18 protein-coding genes are annotated in these 22151 nt (G+C 31.0%); 10 read left to right on the plus strand and 8 right to left on the minus strand.

Annotated elements, in window-relative coordinates; genetic code table 11:
• Positions 1-7 precede the first annotated feature (7 nt).
• A complete protein-coding gene (locus P2G10_RS11455) occupies positions 8-583 on the minus strand; it encodes a PASTA domain-containing protein (RefSeq protein ID WP_218772744.1) in 576 nt (191 codons plus the stop codon).
• A gap of 143 nt (positions 584-726) precedes the next feature.
• Between P2G10_RS11455 and P2G10_RS11460 the strand changes: the two genes are divergently transcribed.
• From P2G10_RS11460 to P2G10_RS11485, 6 genes are read left to right on the plus strand one after another with little or no spacing between them, the layout of a single operon-like run.
• Positions 727-1704, plus strand: coding sequence for a D-alanine--D-alanine ligase (locus P2G10_RS11460; protein ID WP_275316701.1), 978 nt, complete (start codon positions 727-729; stop codon positions 1702-1704).
• Positions 1705-1708: 4 nt separating this feature from the next.
• The gene (coaD, locus tag P2G10_RS11465; protein WP_275316703.1) at positions 1709-2161 is read left to right on the plus strand and encodes a pantetheine-phosphate adenylyltransferase; all 453 of its coding nucleotides are present in this window, start codon (positions 1709-1711) and stop codon (positions 2159-2161) included.
• Between the two features lie 6 nt (positions 2162-2167).
• A complete protein-coding gene (locus P2G10_RS11470) occupies positions 2168-3913 on the plus strand; it encodes a M14 family metallopeptidase (protein ID WP_275316704.1) in 1746 nt (581 codons plus the stop codon).
• Between the two features lie 48 nt (positions 3914-3961).
• Complete coding sequence (locus P2G10_RS11475) at positions 3962-4480, plus strand: RNA polymerase sigma factor (RefSeq protein WP_275316706.1); 519 nt, start codon at positions 3962-3964, stop codon at positions 4478-4480.
• 60 nt (positions 4481-4540) lie between these two features.
• Positions 4541-5464, plus strand: coding sequence for a FecR family protein (locus P2G10_RS11480; RefSeq protein ID WP_275316708.1), 924 nt, complete (start codon positions 4541-4543; stop codon positions 5462-5464).
• 31 nt (positions 5465-5495) lie between these two features.
• Positions 5496-7826, plus strand: a complete 2331-nt coding sequence (locus tag P2G10_RS11485) for a TonB-dependent receptor plug domain-containing protein (protein ID WP_275316710.1) — start codon at positions 5496-5498, stop codon at positions 7824-7826.
• A 30-nt stretch (positions 7827-7856) separates the two neighbouring features.
• Here the strand turns inward: P2G10_RS11485 and P2G10_RS11490 are convergent, their stop codons facing one another.
• Positions 7857-9032: a GlmU family protein gene (locus P2G10_RS11490; protein WP_218772751.1), complete on the minus strand. Its 1176-nt coding sequence runs from the start codon at positions 9030-9032 to the stop codon at positions 7857-7859.
• A 114-nt stretch (positions 9033-9146) separates the two neighbouring features.
• On the opposite strand from P2G10_RS11490, the gene P2G10_RS11495 reads away from it, so the two are divergent.
• The 3 genes from P2G10_RS11495 to P2G10_RS11505 are packed head-to-tail and all read left to right on the plus strand — an operon-like array spanning position 9147 to position 10767.
• On the plus strand, positions 9147-9530 hold the full coding sequence (locus P2G10_RS11495; RefSeq protein WP_218772752.1) for a 6-phosphogluconate dehydrogenase: 384 nt from the start codon (positions 9147-9149) through the stop codon (positions 9528-9530).
• Positions 9523-10071 (plus strand): acyl-CoA thioesterase, encoded by a 549-nt coding sequence (locus P2G10_RS11500; RefSeq protein WP_218772753.1) that lies wholly within the window; start codon positions 9523-9525, stop codon positions 10069-10071. The genes P2G10_RS11495 and P2G10_RS11500 overlap by 8 nt, the downstream gene beginning before the upstream one ends.
• A 3-nt stretch (positions 10072-10074) precedes the next feature.
• On the plus strand, positions 10075-10767 hold the full coding sequence (locus tag P2G10_RS11505) for a cyclase family protein (RefSeq protein ID WP_275316712.1): 693 nt from the start codon (positions 10075-10077) through the stop codon (positions 10765-10767).
• Between the two features lie 57 nt (positions 10768-10824).
• Here P2G10_RS11505 and P2G10_RS11510 read toward each other — a convergent pair whose 3' ends face one another.
• The 6 genes from P2G10_RS11510 to rpmH all read right to left on the minus strand — a co-directional run bounded on the left by P2G10_RS11510 (position 10825) and on the right by rpmH (position 20172).
• Positions 10825-12147, minus strand: a complete 1323-nt coding sequence (locus P2G10_RS11510; protein WP_275316714.1) for a TolC family protein — start codon at positions 12145-12147, stop codon at positions 10825-10827.
• Positions 12148-12162: 15 nt separating this feature from the next.
• Complete coding sequence (locus P2G10_RS11515; RefSeq protein ID WP_275316715.1) at positions 12163-15321, minus strand: efflux RND transporter permease subunit; 3159 nt, start codon at positions 15319-15321, stop codon at positions 12163-12165.
• Positions 15322-15324: 3 nt separating this feature from the next.
• Positions 15325-16455 carry an efflux RND transporter periplasmic adaptor subunit gene (locus P2G10_RS11520; RefSeq protein WP_275316717.1) on the minus strand — a complete coding sequence of 377 codons (1131 nt, stop codon included), beginning with the start codon at positions 16453-16455 and terminating at the stop codon, positions 15325-15327.
• 11 nt (positions 16456-16466) lie between these two features.
• On the minus strand, positions 16467-16922 hold the full coding sequence (locus P2G10_RS11525) for a MarR family winged helix-turn-helix transcriptional regulator (RefSeq protein ID WP_218772758.1): 456 nt from the start codon (positions 16920-16922) through the stop codon (positions 16467-16469).
• Between the two features lie 130 nt (positions 16923-17052).
• Positions 17053-19905 carry a carbamoyl-phosphate synthase large subunit gene (carB, locus tag P2G10_RS11530; RefSeq protein WP_275316718.1) on the minus strand — a complete coding sequence of 951 codons (2853 nt, stop codon included), beginning with the start codon at positions 19903-19905 and terminating at the stop codon, positions 17053-17055.
• Between the two features lie 105 nt (positions 19906-20010).
• Positions 20011-20172 (minus strand): 50S ribosomal protein L34, encoded by a 162-nt coding sequence (gene rpmH, locus P2G10_RS11535; RefSeq protein ID WP_058884776.1) that lies wholly within the window; start codon positions 20170-20172, stop codon positions 20011-20013.
• A gap of 229 nt (positions 20173-20401) precedes the next feature.
• On the opposite strand from rpmH, the gene P2G10_RS11540 reads away from it, so the two are divergent.
• On the plus strand, positions 20402-22015 hold the full coding sequence (locus P2G10_RS11540) for a CTP synthase (protein WP_275316722.1): 1614 nt from the start codon (positions 20402-20404) through the stop codon (positions 22013-22015).
• Positions 22016-22151 lie beyond the last annotated feature (136 nt).

Genomic DNA, 22151 nt, shown 5'->3' on the forward strand with positions numbered 1-22151 from the left:
TATATAATTAGTTACCATCACCTAAAATAAGGTTGATAGTTGTTTTCTTCGGTAATTTTGTTCCTGGTGTAATTCTTTTTCCTTCGTGCTTTAATCCTCTAACAACATCTTTTCCTATATCTCTTACATAAGTAACATCTCTTCCTACAATAAAACCTTGAGATTGTAAATGTGTCGTTGCTTGCCTTTTTGTTCGTCCGTTTAAATCAGGAATTATAATATCTCTGTATTTAGATGGATTTAAAGTTAAGTATATTTTACGGTTTTCTTTTACGAAATCTCCTACTTCAGGATCTTGTTCTATAACCGATTTTTTTGGATATGCAGGATTATATGTTGCACTATCAATTATAATAAAATCTAAATTAAGTGTTTCTAATTTTTTCTCAACCTCTTCTAAAGACATTTCATGCAAATTAGGCACTTGTATTTTTTGATTGTGGTTCGTTGTGGTTCCTAGCCACCATTGCAGCACAAAAACAACTATAAACAACGAAGCAATCGCTATTCCTATTTGAATAAAGAAGGTTTTACTTTTTAAAAATTGAAATAAATTTTTAAGCTTTTCAGAAAAATTACTCATATTATTTTTTTGTAAGGTGGCGCAAATTTACAGTAAAAATATTACTATTTTTAATTCATTAACTCTTAAACGAGTTTTTTTGGTAAGTTTGTATAAACTTAGACAAACAATTTTACATTATAAAACAATTCAAAAGCAGTAAAGTGAAAAAAAACATAGCTATTATTATGGGAGGATATTCTTCTGAAGTAGAAATATCTTTAAAAAGTGGTTCGGTTGTTTACAAGCATCTTGATAAAGAAAAATATACGGCTCACAAAATTCATGTTTTAAAAAACAAATGGGTTTTGGTTGATGAAGAAAATAATGAATATCCTATAAATAAACATGATTTTTCTGCGGATGTAAATGGCCATAAAATTGTTTTTGATTGTGTTTTTAATGCAATACATGGTATGCCTGGTGAAAACGGACTCATACTAGCTTATTTCGATTTAATCGGATTAAAACACACCTCTGCTCCTTTTTATCAAATGGCTTTAACCTTTAATAAACGAGATACTTTAAGTGTTATTAAAGAATATGGTATTGCTACAGCAATTTCGGTATATTTAAATAAAGGCGACCACATAAATATTGATGAAATTATTACCAAAGTTGGCTTACCTTGTTTTGTAAAACCAAACAATGCAGGCTCTAGCTACGGTATTTCTAAAGTTCATACGAAGGCTGAATTAATTCCCGCATTAGAAGTTGCTTATAAAGAAGATTCTGAAATTTTAATAGAAAGTTTTTTAAACGGAACAGAAGTTTCTGTTGGTGTAATTCAATACGAAGGTAAAACCAAAGTTTTACCAATCACAGAAATTGTTTCAGAAAATGATTTCTTTGATTATGAAGCTAAATACGAAGGTAAATCACAAGAAATTACACCTGCACGAATTTCTAAATTACAAGAAAAAAACGTTACCGAAGTAGCAAAACGCGTGTACGAAGTTTTAAATATGAAAGGTTTTACGCGCGCCGAGTATATTTTTATAAATGATGAGCCTCATTTCTTGGAAATAAATACCGTACCAGGATTAACAGAAGCAAGTATTTTACCACAACAAGCAAGTTGTGCCGGTATCTCTTTAACAGCACTATTTGGCAACGCTATAGAAACAGCATTAAAAAACTAAACTTATGAAAAAAGCAGTTTTTCCAGGATCTTTCGATCCGATTACATTAGGACATGTAGATATTATTGAACGTGGTGTTACCTTGTTTGACGAATTGGTTATTGCCATTGGTATAAATGCCGATAAAAATTACATGTTTTCTTTAGAGGAACGCAAACGTTTTATAGAAGAAACTTTTAAAGATCAGCCTAAAATTAAGGTAGTTACTTATAGCGGCTTAACAGTTAATTTCTGTAAAGAACAAAATGCTGAATTTATTTTAAGGGGTTTAAGAAATCCTGGTGATTTTGAGTTTGAAAAAGCCATCGCGCATACCAACCGTAAACTTTCAGAAATAGAAACCGTTTTTTTACTAACATCTTCTGGTAAAAGCTATATATCATCCTCTATTGTACGTGATGTTATTAGAAATAATGGTGATTATACAGGCTTAGTTCCCAGTACTGTAAAAAATTAAATTTTAATGAAAAAACTACTTATTCTACTTTGTTTAATTGCTTTCTTCGGATGTAAAAAAGAGCGCATCAATACGGATGATTTTACAACACTTTTCGAAAAATCAAACGGAACAGAAACTCCAGAATATAAAGACGTTATTTCTTTTTATGAAGATTTAGCGGAAACCTACACTGAAATATCTTTATTTGAAATAGGCAAAACAGATTCTGGAAAACCGTTACATTTAGTAGTTTTTAATTCAGACGGAAAAACGACTTTAAAAAACATAAAAGATTCGTCTAAAAGCAAAATACTTATTAATAACGGAATTCATCCCGGAGAATCCGACGGAATAGATGCTTCTATGTTGCTTTTAAGAGATATCGTTCAGAATGATTCTTTAAAAAAATTGTATAAAAATTCTTTAATTTCTGTAATTCCTGTATATAATATTGGCGGAACATTAAACCGTAACTCACATACTAGAGCCAACCAAAACGGGCCGAAAGAATACGGATTTAGAGGAAATGCTCGTAACTACGATTTAAATCGTGATTTTATAAAACAAGACACTAAAAATGCCGCTGCTTTTGCAGAAATTTTTCATTTAATAAATCCCGATGTTTTTATAGATAATCATGTAAGTAACGGTGCCGATTATCAATACGCGATTACACATTTATTTACACAACACAATAAACTAGGTGGTAAACTTGGTGCTTTTTTAGAAACAGAAATGCGCCCGTTTATAGAAAATTCTTTATCAGAAAAACAAATTCCCATTACTCCATATGTAAACGTTTGGGGAAATACTCCCGAAAAAGGATGGTCGCAGTTTTACGACTCGCCAAGATATTCTACCGGATATACAACCTTATTTAACACTTTAGGTTTAATGGTAGAAACACACATGTTAAAACCATATAAAATTCGTGTAGAGCAAACCTATGAATTGTTATTTTCTACATTAGATTTCACGGAGAAAAACACTCTTAAAATTAAAGATTTACGTAAAAAAAATCTTAAAGATATTTTAAGTAAAAAAACATATCCTATTACTTTTAAAGTTGATAAAAACAATCCTAGTTCTTTAGATTTCAAAGGCTATGAAGGTTCTTATATAGATAGTGAAGTAACCAACGGAAAAAGGTTATTTTATGACAAAAGTAAACCATATACTAAAAAAGTAACCTATTACAACAACTTTAAAAGCACCAAAGAAATAACAATACCCAAAGCATATATAGTACAAAAAGGTTGGTATAAAATTGTTAAAAGACTACAGCAAAATAAAATAGCTTTTACACGTTTTAAAAAAGACACACTTCTAACATTAGAAACACAACATATAACAAATTTTGACATTCGCAAAACAGCCTATGAAGGACATTATTTACATTATAACACTTCTGTAGCAAAAGAAACTAAACCTGTTAAAATTAAAAAAGGAGATATTTATATTTCTACGCAACAAGAAGGCCTTAGATATATTATTGAAACATTAGAAGCCGAGGCTACCGACTCTTTTTTTAACTGGAACTTCTTTGATACCATTTTACAGCAAAAAGAAGGTTTTTCTGCCTATGTTTTTGAAGATGCTGCGGCTATATTTTTAAAAGAAAATCCGTTAGTAAAAGAAGCGTTGATGGATAAAATAAATAACGACACCCTTTTTGCAAAAAACACCTATGCACAATTATACTATGTGTACAAGAAAACACCTCATTATGAAGAGGCGCATATGAAATTACCTATTTATAAAAAATACTAACTTAGCTCCCCTATTTTACGGCTTTGTTTGTATTAGAAAAATAACCCAATGAGTAAAGACCTTTTAAAATCTGTTTGTGAGCAAAAAAATTTCGAAGAAATTTTTAACAAACACTCTCAAACCCTAAGAAACTACATATATTATAAATGTGGTAACACTCAGCAGGCAGAAGATATTGTTCAGGAATCTTACATAAAACTTTGGGATAATTGCTCTAAAATAATCTTTGAAAAAGCGAAATCCTTTTTATATACTGTTGCCAACAATCGTTTTTTTAATGAAGTAGCACATAAAAAAGTGGTCTTAGAACATCAAAGAAGAAGTATTTCTACAGATAAAACTAACGAAACTCCACAATTTATTTTAGAAGAGGAAGAGTTTTATCAAAAGTTAAAAAAAGTAATTGCCGATTTACCTGAAAAACAACGAGAGGTTTTTCTTTTAAGTAGAATCGACAAGAAAAAATATGCTGAAATTGCTGAAATTGTAGGTGTTTCTGTAAAAGCAGTAGAAAAAAGAATGAGCAAAGCGTTGCTGATTATCAAAGAAAAAATTGGTAAAATATAATAAAAAGGTAGGGTAATTAGTAAATTAATTGTTCTTAATATAAATAGCAAGAAAACGAAAATGAAACAAGAATATAACGATGAAACATTTTTAGCTCGATGGATTGCGAATGATTTGTCGTCGGATGAATTAAATAAATTTAAAGACTCTGAGGATTATCATCAATATAAAAAAATTAATGATGCTTCTCAATTACTAAAAGCTCCTCATTATAATAAAGAGACTGTTTTAAATAAAATAAAAGAAGAAAAAAGTACGAAAAAGAAACCTAAAAAGGTTTTTAAACTTTCGCCTTCATGGATGTATAGTGCAGCTGCTTCAATTATTTTATTGTTAACTGTATTTTACATCAATAAAAATAATACCAGTAATTTTTCATCTGCATATGGTGAACAAATAATAATTAAATTGCCTGACAATTCTACAGCTTATCTTTCACCTGGTGCTAGTTTAGAATTCGATAAAAAGAATTGGAGCGAAAAAAGAGATTTATTTTTAACAGGTGAAGCATATTTTGAAGTTGAAAGAGGAAAATCATTTACAGTTAATAGCAAACAAGGTAAAGTGGTCGTATTAGGTACCAGGTTTACTGTAAATACTTCAAATAACTTTTTTGAAGTTCAGTGTTTTGAAGGAAAAGTAAAAGCTACCTCTAAAAACAATAGCCAAGCTATTTTAACAAAAGGAAAGGCGTTTAGAGTATATGATAATAAGAACGAAAATTGGGAATTTTCTAAAGAGAAACCATCTTGGTTAAAAGGAGAAAGTAACTTTAACAATGCTCCTTTACATAAAGTTATCTTAACACTAGAAAAGCGATACAATTTAAAATTTAATACTAATAAAATAGATGTAAACAGACGCTTTACTGGTGCTTTTACAAATAATGATGTTAATATCGCCTTAAAAACTGTTTTTGCTCCTATGAAAATTTCATTTAAATTAGCAGAAAATAGCTCGGTTGTGTTAACCTCTGATGAATAAAAAATTAAGTATTCTTTTTATATGCTTAACAATGTCTGTTTTTTCTCAAGAAAAAATAGACATTGCTTTTTTTGATGCGCCTATGTTAGACGTTTTAAAAAAAACAGAAACTGATTATAAAATAAAGTTCTCTTTTGACTCTGATATTACGAAAGGAATTCTATTTTCTTTTTCTAAAAAAGCATGTATTCTTGAAAATTTAATTGATGAAATAGAAGTACAAACTATCCTTAAATTCAATAAAATAGATGAACGATACTATTTTATTACTGTTCAAGAGCTCGAAAAAAACTTTAATGTTTTAAAAGAAATCTCAGTAAAAAACTATATTACTTCTGGTATCAATCAAAACAAACACGGTTCTATAGCCATTATACCTAAAAAGTTAGGCTTGCTTCCAGGGTTAACAGAACCCGATGTTTTAGAAACCTTAAAAATTATACCAGGTGTACAAAGTCCTAACGAAACAGCTTCTGGTATTTACATAAGAGGTGGAACTCCTGATCAGAACTTAATTTTATGGGACGGAATAAAAATGTATTATTCAGGCCATTTCTTCGGAACACTTTCTGCTTTTAATCCTTATACAACAAGAGAAATCACCCTATCTAAAAGCGGAACACAAGCAAGGTACGGTAATAAAATATCTGGCGTTATAGATATAAAAACAGAAGATGATATTCCTGAGCAAACAACTGGTGGATTTGGTTTTAACATGACACACGCTGATGCCTACATTAGAGTACCTTTAACTAAAAAAATAGCGATTACTACTTCGTTTAGACGCTCTTTTACTGATCTAATTAACACCTTTACTTTTAATAAATTATCAGACAGAGTATTTCAAACTTTCGATGCAAATCAAGAGAGAAACATTATAAACAATAACATTCCTTTTGTTAGAGATAATCATTTTTATTTTGCCGATTATTCTGCAAAAATAATTTTAAAACCATCTGTTAACGAAACTTTATCCGTAAGCTTTTTATACACTCAAAATAAGTTATCTAACAGCTTTAAAATACCTATTTATAAAGATATTTATTTAGATGATTTAAACATTAAGAATAATGGTTTAAGTTTTTTATGGAATAAAAGTTTCACTCCGAAATTAAAACAAGAATTAAAACTTTATTATTCTCATTTTAACCTAAACTATAAAGGTAATTACAATTATATTGATGATTATTTAATTAGGAAATCTATCAAAAAGAATTCAGTTAAAGATATAGGTTTTTCATACAGTCTAAATTATAAAACAAATAACAATACGAACCTTTTATTTGGTTACGATTTTCTTTCTAACAAAACGAAATACAGTTTAGAGTACCAAGCTGATATTAATAATGAAAATATAATAAATTCAATAAAAGAAGATGAAGGTACCAATAAAACTCATTCTCTTTTTACAGAATATATTTACGATACCAATAGTTGGAAAATAAATGCAGGTATACGTTTTAATTACTTTAATAAAATTAATAAATCGGTTATAGAACCGAGATTATATATAGAAAAAAGCATTACTTACGACCTTAGTTTTAAAGCTTCCTTAGAACAAAAAAATCAAACATTAGGCCAAATAGTAGAGTTTCAAACATCTAGCTTAGGGTTCGATCTAGAGAATGAAATTTGGGCGCAAGTAAATGATGATGATATTCCTCTTCAAAAAAGTTTTCAGGTTTCATCAGGTTTCCTTTACAATAAAAACAGATGGAAAGTAGATATTGAAACTTATTTTAAAAATGTAAATGGAATGACTTCTCAAACAAGAGGCTATAATGATCAAACGACTGATTTCTCTAAAGGAACAGGTAAGATATTTGGTATAGATATACTTGTTAATAAAAAATTTAATAATTACAGAACATGGATTAACTATTCATACTCTAAAAATCAATTCAAATTTTTAGATCTAGAAAATAAATTTTTCCCTTCTAACCACGATATTACAAATTATTTCTCTTGGTCTCATGCCTTTAAGTTTAATAATTATGAGTTTTCATTAGGTTGGATTCACAGAACAGGTAATGCATACACTCCTATTTCTAATTTTATTATTGATGCAAACACAGGATCACCTATTATTATTTTAGATACCGACAATATCAATTCAGAACGTTTACCTAAATACCATCGCTTAGATGCGTCTGTTACATACTCGTTTAATTTTTCTGATAAATGGAAAGGTAAACTTGGTTTTTCTATTCTAAACATCTACAACCAAAAGAATATAATTAATAGATCATATACTGCTGTTCCATTTATTAATAATACTAATGAAATTGATTACCGACTAGAAACGGTAGATAAGCGCTCGTTAGGTGTAACACCTAATTTAGTTTTTAGAGTTAGTTTCTAAAAAAAGCCTCACAATATTGTGAGGCTTTTTTTAATAATTTCTATTCTTTTTTGTTTCTTCAAATACGTGTTCTAGAATTTTTTTCTCTTTTTCATCAAATTCTATATTACGTCTTTTCATTACAACTTCTGCAACTTCAAAAACTTTTGATGTTTTATATTCTGTAAAACCTGATGCGCCTCCCCAACTAAAAGATGGTACAAAATTTCTTGGAAAACCACTACCAAATATATTTGCAGAAACGCCTACAACTGTTCCTGTATTAAACATAGTGTTTATGCCGCATTTAGAATGATCTCCCATCATTAAGCCACAAAACTGTAAGCCTGTTTTTGCAAAACGCCCAGTTTCATAACTCCATAATTTTACTTCTGCGTAGTTGTTTTTTAAATTAGAATTGTTTGTATCAGCTCCTAAATTACACCATTCTCCTAGTACAGAGTTCCCTAAAAAACCATCATGTCCTTTACTAGAATATCCCATTAAAACTGAATTATTAACCTCTCCTCCTACTTTACAATGCGGACCTAAAGTAGTTGCCCCGTATATTTTTGCTCCTAATTTTAATACTGAATTTTCACACATTGCTAATGCGCCTCTAACAACAACACCTTCCATTACCTCAGCATCTTTACCTATGTAAATTGGTCCTGTAGAAGCGTTTAAAATAGCATAAGTTAGCTTTGCTCCCTCTTCTATAAAAATATCTTTTCTATTTATACAACTAACTGTTTCAGGTATTGGTTCTGAATCTCTTCCATCTGTAATTAAATCAAAATCACTTCTAATTGCTTTATCATTTAATGAAAAAATATCCCAAGTATTTTTTATTTGAATAATTTCTTCATCAAACTCGATTTGCTCATAAGATGAAAAATCTACCTCTTCTTGTGAATCAAACGTATAAAAAGCAATCACATCTTCTCCTTTAAAAATAGCTTGATTTTTCGTTAAGCTTTTAACCATTTCAATTAATGGTTTCGTTGGTAAAAATGAAGCGTTTAACAAAACATTTTCTTCCATTTCAACCATCGGGTATTTTTCTTCTAAATACGCTTCAGTTACTGTAGTTGTAGTTAAACCTAAGTGTTTTTCCCATTTTTCTCTAATGGTTAAAATACCAACTCTAATATCGGCAACAGGCTTTGTGTATGTAAATGGTAATAATGCGTTACGTACATCACCATCAAATAAAATATAGTTCATTGTATTTCTTTTTTGAAGATAGACAAACTTACTACTTTCCTTTCATTTTTTAAGTCTAAAATTTAACATTACTTTTGTTCTAAACAAACCTCTAAAGGTTTTAACTTCTAAGCAATGAAAAAGATTTTAGCTTTAATTATTAGTGGTATTTTATTAGTCGCTAGTTTATATTACGCTTTTATATATTATGTACCTTATAGTGAAGGTGTTCGTTCTGGCGAACTAATAAAAATTAGTAATAAAGGAATGTTTATAAAAACATGGGAAGGAGAAATTAGCCAAGGTATTTCTGGCGCGCAAATTTTTTCTTTTTCTGTTGAAGATCAAGCAGAAACGGTAATTGCCGATTTGCAAAAATTTCAAGGTCGTTATGTAAAGGTTACTTATAAAGAACGTTACGATTCTTACTTTTGGCTAGGCGATACAAAATATTTTATAACTAAAGTAGAAGAAGAAGTTTCTCCACATTTTAGAGGCTTAAAACCAGCAAATGAATAACAAAAAACATAAATACGTAAAAGAGACTTATATTACAATTTCTGAGTTAATGCTGCCTTCACATGCTAATTTTAGTGGTAAAATTCATGGAGGATATATTTTGTCTTTATTAGATCAAATAGCCTTTGCTTGTGCTTCTAAACATTCTGGTGAATATTGTGTTACTGCCTCGGTAGACACGGTAGATTTTTTAAGTCCGATTGAAGTTGGCGAATTAGTTACCATGAAAGCCTCTGTTAATTATACCGGAAGAACTTCTATGGTAATTGGTATTCGTGTGGATGCTGAAAATATTAGAACAGGAAAAAAGAAGCACTGCAATTCATCTTATTTTACAATGGTTGCAAAAGACAATGAAGGAAAAAGTATTGAAGTTCCGGGTTTAATTGTAAAAAATGATATTGAGGTTGGTAGATTTTTAAAAGCCATAAAACGTATTGAAATGAAGAACAAACGTAAAGATGAATTTGATAGTGAAAACTTTGTACCTAACAATTACATTAACTATTTAGAAAAATATAACGTAAAAATTGAATTATAGTTTATGCCTGAAATTATAGATTTAAGTCAGGAAATTTTTGAAGGAATGCCAGTTTATAAGAGCCTTCCTCAAGTAAAAATGTCTGTTCATAATACACATGAAGAGTGGGATAACATTAAAAACCCAACAACCGAAACTCCCGCTGTTTATAAGTTAGAAATGTGCGAACATACCGGCACTCATGTGGATGCTTTAAATCATATGGCCGCAGAATATAAAGACGAATCTATAGACACAATGCCACTTTCTATGTTTTATACAGAAGGGATTTGCTTAGATTTTTCACATAAAAAACTACAAGAGTTAATCACTACTAAAGAAGTTAAATCGGCTTTGCTCAAAAGCAACCAAACCATAAATAAAGGAGATACCGTTTTATTATATACCGATCATTATCGTAAATATTTTAATACTGATAATTGGGGCAAAGGACCTGGAATTACAGCTGAATGTGCTCGTTGGTTAGGAGAACAAAAAATAGCCGCTTTTGGTGTTGAAACCATGTCGCCAGGTGTTCCAAAAATTTCTAATAGAGAAGTACATCATATTTGTGGAGAATTAAAATTCACACATTATGAGAATATGATTAATTTATATAAATTGATAAACAGAGGTCGATTTCGATTTATAGGTCTTCCTTTAAAAATAAGAGGAGGCACAGGCTCTCCCGTAAGAGCTGTTGCAATCTTTGAATAAAAAAACCCGAAGTTAACTAACTTCGGATTTTTTTCTATTTATGCTAAAATTCTATTTCTAGAAATTCTTATTATCTAATAAAGTTCCTGCTAATTGTAGCAATTGCAATTCAGCATTTTTTGCAGTGTACTTCGCATTACTTACACTTAATTCAGCATTAATTAAATTTACTTGAGCCTGACGAAAATCTATAGAAGTAACTTGCCCTAGTTTATAACGCTCATCAGTTCTATCAAAATTAAGCTTATTCGTAATTACATTCTTTTCTTGAACTTGTAATGAAAATAAAGCGTTCTGATAAGTTTCCCAAGCATTATTTACATTTCTTTCTAATAACTCTTCTTGTTGCTCCTTTTGAATTTCTTGTGTTTCTAAAGCTATTTTAGCATTGGTTACATTCGTTTTTGTACGTCCACCATCAAAAAGATTCCAAGACAAGTTTAATCCTGCATTTAATCCTTTTCTGGTGTTAGAAATCGGACTAAAAGCATTCGTGGCATCGTTGTTACTTTTATTCCAAGCATACGAACTTGTTAAGCCTACATTTGGCATCCAACCAGCTTTATTAATCTTAATATCTAACTGTCGGAGTTCAATATTCTTTTTTGATTGGAGTAAAGTCGCATTATTAGCTTTTGCCTTTGCTAACACGTCCATTAAATTCAAATCAATCGCGTAAGTAACATCAGTACTTACATCAATAGAAGTGTTTACATTTCGCCCCAATACAACGTTTAAATCTCTTTTTGCGTTGGCTAATTGTCTTTTTACACCTAAATAGGTAATGCTATCATTATTTACATCAACCTCAGCGTTTAAAACATCTAACTTTGTATTTTGTCCGTACTCAAAACTATACACAGCTCTTTTTAATCGGTTTTTAGAAATGCTAAGCGTTTCTTTTTGTGTTGTTTCATTTTCAGTTAATCTTCCTACTTCATAATATGCCAAAAACAGTGTTGTTAAGGTGTTTTCAATTACTTGTCGGGCTTGTAATTCGGTTAAATTATAAGATTCTTTTAAGCGTTTAAACGTGTTTTGTCTGTTAAAGCCATTAAAAATAGTATAATTTAACCCTACAGATGCGTTGTATGCCTTAGATTCTGCTCCTGTAACTGAATTTACTGTACCATCCTGAAACTCATTATCTGTATCATTACTACTATAGGTAGCTCCTGCATTTCCAACTACTGTTGGTAAATAACCGCTATTATAAATACTCTTATTATTTTTAGCTGTTGCTAAGTTGTTTTTAGTAACTCGTATATCGTAGTTATTCTCTAGCGTAACTTCTACCGCTTTTTCTTTCGTTAGTAGTTCTTGTCCGTAAAAAGAAATATTTACAAACAGAAATCCAATAATTAAATAAGTTGTTTTCATCTTTATATTCTTTTACTATGCTTCTTCAGCTTTTTCAGATTCCATTTCTTTAATAGCTCTTTCTACCGATTCTCTATTTGGTTTTTTACCTTCCCATAACCACAATGTATATACTTTAGAGTAATTAGCGATTGATAATAAAACTGGTAAAGTTAATAAGGTTAAAAAAGTAGCTATCATAATTCCGTATGCAATAGATATTGCCATCGGAATTAAAAATTGTGCTTGACGACTTGTTTCTAAAATTAAAGGCGCTAAACCAGCAACTGTAGTTATAGTCGTTAAAAATATAGCTCTGAATCTAGATTTTCCTGCAGCGAATATTGCTTCATCAAAACTCATTCCTTCTTTTAAATAGCTATTAAATTTACTAATCAACACCAAGCCATCATTTACCATAATACCTACTAAAGCAATGATTCCTAGAAGTGATAATATATTTACAGCAAAACCATGAAACCAATGCCCCCATGCAACACCAATTAAACTAAATGGCACCATAATTAACAACATAAATGGTTGTCCGTAAGATCTAAACGTAAATACAATTACAATATAAATTAGCAATAAAATTACAGGTCCTACCAATGCTGCTGAACTCGAAACTTTTGCTGCTTCTCTATTCTGCCCTTCGTACAATGCCGTTACAGATGGATATTTAGCTTTAATTTGAGGCATTATCCTTGCTTTAATATCATCTAAAACATCTGTAGCACTTCCTTGAGCATCTTTCATATCAGCATCTACTTTTATTTCACGTTGCCCTTCTATGTGATTTATAGATATTTCTCCTCGCTCTATTTTATAAGTCGCTATTTCCGATAACGGAACTCTACTACCTGTAGGAGTAGAAATTCGCATATCGTCTAAATTTTTAATCGACGAACGTTCATTTTTATCATAACGAACCCAAACTTTTATTTCGTCTTGTCCTCTTTGAAAACGCTGTGCTTGTCTACCAAAAAAACCACTTCTTATTTGCGACATTACCTCATTTAAATTCAAACCTAGTAAATACGCATTGTCTTTTAACTGAATGTTGATTTCTTTGATTCCCTGCGGATCGTTATCTGTAACATCTTTTAAATTCTGATTTTTACTTAATTCTGATTTTAATTCGGTTTTAGCCGCTTTTAACTCAGCAATGTTGTTACTTAATAATGACACTGAAACCGGACTTCCACCAAAATTACCTCCCGAACCAAAAGTTAACGATTCTACGCCGTAAATCTCTCCAACTCTTTTACGTATTTCATTTGTAATTTCTCTCGAGCCAAAAGTTCTTGTTTCTCCTGGTAATAAATTTATTCTTAAGGATGCTTTTGCCGATCCTGGTCCTATTTGTTTTAAAATATTTTCAACAACTGGCTCATCTGTAATTGCATATTTCTCTGTAAATTCTTTTTCAACTTCCCATGTTTTTGCTTCAATTACAGAAATAATACTATCCGTAATTTTTTCGTTAGTTCCTTGCGGCATGGTTAAATTTACTGATACTCTATCACTCGCTATCGACGGAAAAAAAGTTCCTTTTATGATTCCTCCCTGAAATGCACCAATGGTTATTATAAATAAAGCAACCGGAATTATCAATCCGAAGAACTTATTATCTAAAACAAATCGCAATGCTGGCGCATATAATTTATCTCGCATAAAATCCATAAAATCTTCTGCATATTTATTAAATGCATACAATTTCTGATTTCTATCTAATGCTTTTGAATGTGCAACGTGTGCAGGCAAAATAATTAAAGCTTCTACCAACGAAAGAATTAAGGTAAGTGCAACTACGGTAGCTACTTCTCCAAAAAACTCTCCTATATTTCCTTCTAAGAAAAAGAATACTGAAAAGGCTAAAACTGTAGTAGTAATTGCCGATATAATTGGCGGAACAACTTCCATCGTACCATCAATGGCAGCTCTAATAGGGTTTTTCCCCATTTCATAATGATGATAAATATTTTCAGCAATTACAATTCCGTCATCTACCAAAATACCAATAACGATAATCATCCCAAATAATGATAATACGTTAATGGTAATATTAAAGTATCCTGCCAACATAAACATTCCGAAAAATGCTACTGGTAATCCTGCTGCTACCCAAAATGCCAATCTAGGACGTAAAAAAAGCGATAAAAATAACATTACCAACATCATTCCTTGCCATGCGTTTTTAAACAATAACTCGGTACGCTGATTTAATGTGATTGATGAATCTCTTGTAATTTCAATCTTTATATTGTCATGTTCTTTATTAAACTTGGCTATATATTCATTTATTTTTTTAGCTGAAGTTAATAAATCTTCATTATTGGTATTACTTACCTGAATTCTTACCGCTAAGTTTCCGTTGTAAAAATTTCTATTCGGTGTTTCATTCCAAATATCTTTTACCGTTGCAACCTCTTTTAATCTGATTATTGTTCCGGAAGCATCTGCTTTTACAACCAAATTGTCTAACTCATCACCATAATAAGAGCGATTTTTTGCTCGAATTAAATACTCTTCTGCAACTGTTTTTACAGAACCTCCTGAGGTTAATATATTTGCCGTAGAAACTGCTCTTGCAACATCATCAAATGTTAAATCGTATGCTCTTAAATCATTTTCTTTAACAGCTATTTCAATTTCTTCTGCTGGATACCCTGAAACAGAAATCTGAGAAATTCCGTCTATTCTACGGATATCATTTTCTATATCTCTTGCGATATTTTTTAATGATTTTAAAGGGATTTTATCTCCTGTAACCACAAAACTAATCGTTTCTGCAATGTTTTCTATTTTAGCAACCACCGCAGGTTCCATTCCTGATGGAAAGTTAGGTACTTTATCTACCGCGTTTTTAACATCAGCTAAAACCACATTAATATCATAGCCTTTTAATATTTCTACTGAAATACTAGCTGAGTTTTCTGATGATGTAGATGTTACTCGATCTACACCTACCAATCCTTTTAAATTGTCTTCAATTTTCAAAACCACTCCTTCTTCCATCTCTTGCGGAGAAGCTCCTGGATATGCTACATTTATATTGATAAATTTAGCATCCGTTAGTGGAAAAAATGATGATTTTAAAGAAGAAAAACCAAAGGTTCCTAATACGACAAAGGCAATAATAATGATATTTACCGCCACTGGATATTTTATAAAATATGCAATTACTTTTTTCATATCTTATTTTTTTGCAGCGTTAGTTGTTTCTGAAAATATCTTAACAGGCATACCTACATAAGCACCTGCAACCGGTTTATTAATTAATTGAGCACCATTTTGCAATCCTTTTATAACCACCGTATTTTCATTAAAATGTACTGGATTGATATTTATCATATCTAAAACGTTATTCTTTACAACATACACCGCTTTATTTTCAACCAATAGTTTTCTATTTATCTCAATAGCTTCTGTCATTGTTTTTACAGGTACGTTTGCTTCTAAATACATACCTTCTCTTAACTCTTTTCCTTTTACCTCGATAAAAACTTGAACTGTTTGTGTAGCTTGATCTAATTTCCCGTTAATTCGGGCAACTTTACCTGACCACATTTTATTCTTTTCTAAATTTTGAAGTTCCACCGTTTTACCAACTTTTAAAATATCAGCAAAGCTTCCGTTTACAGACAAAGCCAATTCAAAAACTGAAGTATCTATAAATTCACCCATTTTCTGACCAACCCTTACCAAAGTTCCATTAGTAACCAAAGCTTCTGTAACTACACCACTAAAAGGAGCTCTAAGATTGTATTTTCCTAACCTCGACTCTAAATTTTTAACATTATAATACGTTGTATATATATTCTTACCAGTTACGAAATACTTCTCTTTGTCTGAGTTTGCCTCAGGAAGTGGTTGTACTGTTTTATTTATATCATAGTTTTTTAAATAGGTATTCCATTTTTCAAAAGAATTTGGATAGTCTAGTCGTAAATCTGGCATAATAGAAGCTATTAAATTTTGTAATGAGCTCCTTTGAGATTGAATTGAAGCATAAAACTCTTGACTATTAATATGCAATAATGTTTGTCCTTTGCTATATGATATACCGGCTTTAAATGGTTTTGATGTAGGTTTTAAAATTCCTTGCACCTCCGAATAAATATCCACTTTATTCTTAGCTTGCAAATTCCCGTTTGCAATAATATTTATAGCAACATCACCATTTTTAACTTCTTTTACAAAAACAGTTTTTTCTACCTTTGTAACTTTCTGTACAGGAAGTTCCTTACTGTCTTTTAAAATATTGGAGATTATAAATGACAATCCGAGTACTACGACTCCTGCTCCTACAATAATTAGTTTTCTCATGGTTTATTTGTTTAGCTGTTACTACAACTTTTAGCTGATTTTATATTTAAGTTTTCTTGTATTTTTTTAATCACATTAATTGTTTGTGCAATTTCTTCTTCTGATATATTTTCTTGTAATGAGGTTACAAATTGCGCCATTATAGGCAAGGTTTCTTTAAATAAAACATCACCCTTTTTAGTGATATAAATATTATTAATACGTCTATCTAATTTAGAGGGAATTCTAGCAACTAAACCTTTTTTTTCCATCGTATTTACTAATCGCGTTAGCGATGTTTTATCTCTACCTGTTAAAAAAGCTAATTCCTGTTGTGGTACTCCGTTTTTTTCTTGTACTTTTTTTAAGAATACCCATTGTATTTTTGTCAATGAAATATTATGTTCAAAAAACAAGTCATGAACATGGTTTTCAATCATTTTGGTCGTTTTTCCTAACCAAGGAGCTAATGTATTTTCAATACCCATACATATTCTTTAATTGCTGCGAAATTACTAGAAACAAGTATTTTAGTTGCATATACAACAGGTTAATTTTTTGTTAAAAAAAAAGCCTATCAATAAATATTGATAGGCCCTTAATAAATATGTTTAAAATCTACTTTGTCAAATACATTTTACGTCTTGAATATAAATCGTAAAATTGATCGTCTTTTAAATCATCAATAAATAAAATACTTTCTCCGGTTGATTTCATTTCTGGCCCTAACTGCTTATTAACATTCGGAAACTTATTAAATGAAAATACAGGTTGCTTTATCGCATAACCTTCTAACTGCGGATTAAAAGTAAAGTCCGTTACTTTTTTCTCTCCTAACATTACCTTGGTTGCATAGTTTACATACGGTTCTTTATAGGCTTTCGCAATAAAAGGAACTGTACGAGATGCACGCGGATTTGCCTCTATAATATAAACAATATCGTTTTTAATTGCAAACTGAACGTTTATTAAACCAACTGTTTTAAGCTCTAAAGCAATTGTTTTTGTGTGATCTTTTATCTGTTGTAATACTAAATCACCCAAGTTAAACACTGGCAAAGTTGCATTAGAATCTCCAGAGTGCACTCCACAAGGCTCAATATGCTCCATTATTCCGATAATCTGCACGTTTTCACCGTCACAAATTGCATCTGCTTCTGCTTCAATTGCTCCATCTAAATAATGATCTAATAATAATTTATTACCAGGCATTCTTCTTAATAAATCTACAACATGCTCTATTAATTCTTCTTTATTGATAACAATTTTCATTCCTTGCCCACCTAAAACATAAGATGGTCTTACTAGGATTGGAAAGTCCAATTTATCTGCTAAAGCTAAGGCCTCATCTGCAGTTTCTGCTATCCCGAATTCTGGATACGGAATATTATTATTTTTTAATAAGTCAGAAAAACTCCCCCTATCTTCTGCTAAATCTAAAGCTTCGAAAGAAGTTCCTAGTATTTTAACACCATATTTGGTTAATTTCTCTGCTAACTTTAAAGCAGTTTGCCCACCTAACTGAACAATAACTCCTTCTGGTTTTTCATGTTTAATGATATCATAAATATGCTCCCAAAAAACAGGCTCGAAGTATAATTTATCTGCCGTATCAAAATCGGTAGAAACCGTTTCTGGATTACAGTTAATCATAATCGTTTCGTAACCACATTCGGCTGCAGCTAAAATTCCGTGCACACAACAGTAATCAAATTCAATTCCTTGCCCTATTCGGTTTGGTCCTGAACCTAAAACTATAATTTTCTTTTTTGGTGTAACTTCACTTTCATTTGCGATTATCGTAACGCCTTCTTTGGTTACAATATCACTTTCGAAAGTTGAATAATAATACGGAGTTTTTGCTTTGAATTCAGCAGCACAAGTATCTACTAACTTATAAACTCTATTAATATTTAACTCTTCTCTCTTTTTATATACTTCACTTTCTAAACATCGTAGCATATGTGCAATCTGACGATCTCCATATCCTTTCTGCTTTGCTTCTAATAACAAATCTCTATCAAGCATATCAACACTGTATTTAGAAATTTCTTTTTCTATTTCGTGTAATTCTTCATATTGCTTTAAGAACCACATATCAATCTGCGTAATTTCGTGGATTTTACTCAACGGAATTCCCATTTTAATGGCATCATAAATAATAAAAACACGATCCCAAGAAGCATGTGTTAACTTCTCTATAATTTCTTCGTAATTTTTATTTTCTTTTCCATCAGCACCTAAACCATTACGTTTAATCTCTAATGATTGAGTTGCTTTGTGCAATGCTTCTTGAAACGAACGCCCAATTCCCATTACTTCACCTACAGATTTCATTTGTAACCCTAAAGTTCTGTCAGAACCTTCGAATTTATCGAAATTCCAACGTGGAATCTTTACGATTACATAATCTAATGTTGGCTCAAATAAAGCAGAAGTAGATTTTGTAATTTGATTATCTAACTCATCTAAATGATATCCTAATGCTAACTTCGCTGCAATTTTTGCAATTGGGTAACCAGTTGCTTTACTCGCTAAAGCGGATGAACGTGATACACGTGGGTTAATTTCAATTGCTATTATATCTTCCTTTTCATCAGGAGAAATCGCAAACTGCACATTACATCCACCTGCAAAATCACCAATATTACGCATCATATGAATTGCCATATCACGCATTTTTTGAAAAGTTTTATCAGAAAGTGTCATTGCAGGAGCTACGGTAATAGAATCTCCTGTATGAATTCCAATAGGATCCATATTTTCAATAGAACAAATAATAACTACATTATCATTTGCATCTCTTAATAACTCTAACTCATATTCTTTCCAACCGATAAGTGCTTTATCAATCATTACCTCATGAATAGGAGAAACTTCTAATCCACGAGTTAACAAAGCATCAAAATCTTCTTCTTTATATACAAAAGACGCTCCTTCACCACCTAAAGTAAAAGATGCTCTAATAATTAAAGGAAAACCAAACTCTTGTGCTATCTCTTTTCCTTTTAAGAAAGAGGTTGCTGTAGCTTGTGGTGCCATCGGAACTCCAATATCTAGCATTAAGTTTCTAAACTTCTCACGATCTTCGGTAATATTAATAGCATCAATATTAACTCCTATAATCTCTACACCAAAATCTTCCCAAATTCCTTTTTCATCAGCTTCAATGCATAAATTCAACGCTGTTTGACCACCCATTGTTGGTAAAACGGCATCAATTTGCGGATGCTCTTTTAAAATTTTTATTATTGACTTTGTGTTTAAAGGTAAGAGATATACATGATCGGCCATTGTTGGGTCGGTCATGATTGTTGCAGGATTTGAATTGATTAAAACAGTTTCAATTCCGTCTTCACGTAAAGAACGTAAAGCTTGTGTTCCAGAATAATCAAACTCACAGGCTTGTCCAATAACAATTGGTCCCGATCCGATTATTAAAATAGATTTAAGGTTTTGATTTTTAGGCATTTTGTTTGTTGTGTTGTGTTGTTGACAAAAATAAAAAATGTTTATATACAAAAAAAGGTGTTACTAAAAAATAGTAACACCTAATATATTAATGATAATTAATCATTATTTTTTTGGTCTTGGAGCTGAAGATACACTTAAGTTCTTTCTTCCCTTTGCTCTTCTTCTTGCTAGTACTTTACGTCCGTTAGCAGATGCCATTCTTTCTCTGAAACCGTGTTTGTTTCTTCTTTTTCTTTTCGATGGTTGGTAAGTTCTTTTCGGCATTATTTATATTTTTAAAAATGGTCTTTAATTATACGTTGCTTTTATGAAATTCCGTCTGCTAAAAGCGTGGGCAAATATACAACAGTTTTTTTGTTTAACAAATACTAGTTTTACTTTTTTCTAATATTTTTTCACTTGGCAAGAATAGTGAATTTTTATATATCTTTTATCACTTTTTTATTTGTTCGAATAGTTAGACTTCTTACTTTTGCCCAAACCTAACAACACCATGAACAACACTAAATACGTTTTTGTAACAGGAGGCGTAACTTCATCACTAGGAAAAGGGATTATTGCCGCATCTTTAGCTAAGCTATTACAGCAAAGAGGTTTCTCTGTAACCATCCAAAAATTAGACCCATATATAAATATCGACCCAGGAACATTAAACCCGTATGAACACGGTGAATGTTATGTTACTGATGATGGTGCTGAAACAGATTTAGATCTTGGGCACTACGAGCGATTTTTAAACATACCAACCTCTCAAGCGAATAATGTTACTACTGGTAGAATATATCAATCTGTAATAAATAAAGAGCGTAAAGGAGAATTTTTAGGAAAAACTGTTCAAATAATTCCGCATATTACAGATGAAATTAAGCACCGAGTCCAAATTTTAGGAAATACAGGAGATTATGATATTGTGATTACTGAAATTGGTGGAACCGTGGGTGATATTGAATCACTACCTTATATAGAAGCTGTTCGCCAATTACAATGGGAATTAGGAAATGACAACGTTATTGTTGTTCACTTAACACTAGTACCTTACTTAGCTGCTGCGGGTGAATTAAAAACAAAACCTACACAGCATTCTGTAAAAACATTAATGCAAAGTGGTATTAGCCCTGATATTTTAGTGTGTCGTTCTGAACACGAGATTAGCGATACTATTAAAAATAAGCTAGCTTTATTTTGTAATGTTAAAAAACAAGATGTAATTCAGTCTTTAGATGCTGAAACTATTTATGATGTTCCAAACCTAATGTTTAAAGAAGGTTTAGATTATGTGGTTTTAGATAAATTAAACTTATCTACTCGTAAGCAACCTAAATTAAAAGCATGGAATCAGTTTTTAGAACGTCATAAGAACCCTACTTCTACCATAGAAATTGGTTTGGTAGGTAAATATGTTGAATTACACGATTCTTATAAATCGATTACCGAGTCTTTTATTCATGCCGGTGCTACCAACAAAACAAAAGTAAATGTACGTTGGGTTCATTCTGAAGAATTGACTCCTGAAAATGCGCCTTCAAAGTTAGCCGGATTAAATGGTGTTTTAGTAGCACCTGGTTTTGGAGATCGAGGAACTGAAGGTAAAATAGCTGCTGTACAATATGTTCGTGAAAATAATATTCCTTTTTTAGGAATTTGTTTAGGGATGCAAATGGCTGTTATTGAATACTCACGTAACGTTTTAGGTTTAAAAGAAGCAGAATCTACCGAAATGAATAAAGATACTGCACATCCTGTTATTAACTTAATGGAAACTCAAAAAGACGTTACTCAAAAAGGAGGAACCATGCGTTTAGGTGCTTGGGATTGTGAAATCATCGAAGATTCTAAAGTATTTAAAGCCTATAAATCGAAATTAATTAGTGAGCGCCATCGTCATAGATTTGAATATAACAACGATTATAAAGAACAATTAGAGAATGCTGGAATGAAAGCTACAGGAACCAACCCTAAAACAGGCTTGGTAGAAATAGTTGAAATCCCTACACATCCTTGGTTTGTTGGTGTACAATATCACCCAGAATATAAAAGTACGGTGTTAAATCCACATCCACTATTTGTGAGTTTTATAAAAGCAGCTTTACAGCAATCAAAAAAATAAATTTAAAATCCTGTAATTTTTAGTTACAGGATTTTTTTTATTAAAACGGAATACTATTTGAACTATTAATCTTATCAAAATTAATCACAGTAAAACCTCATAAAATATATAAGGTTTCGCTACATTTGTCGGGTTT

It is taken from the genome of Tenacibaculum bernardetii (assembly GCF_029125915.1).
In the GTDB taxonomy this organism is placed as follows: domain Bacteria; phylum Bacteroidota; class Bacteroidia; order Flavobacteriales; family Flavobacteriaceae; genus Polaribacter; species Polaribacter bernardetii.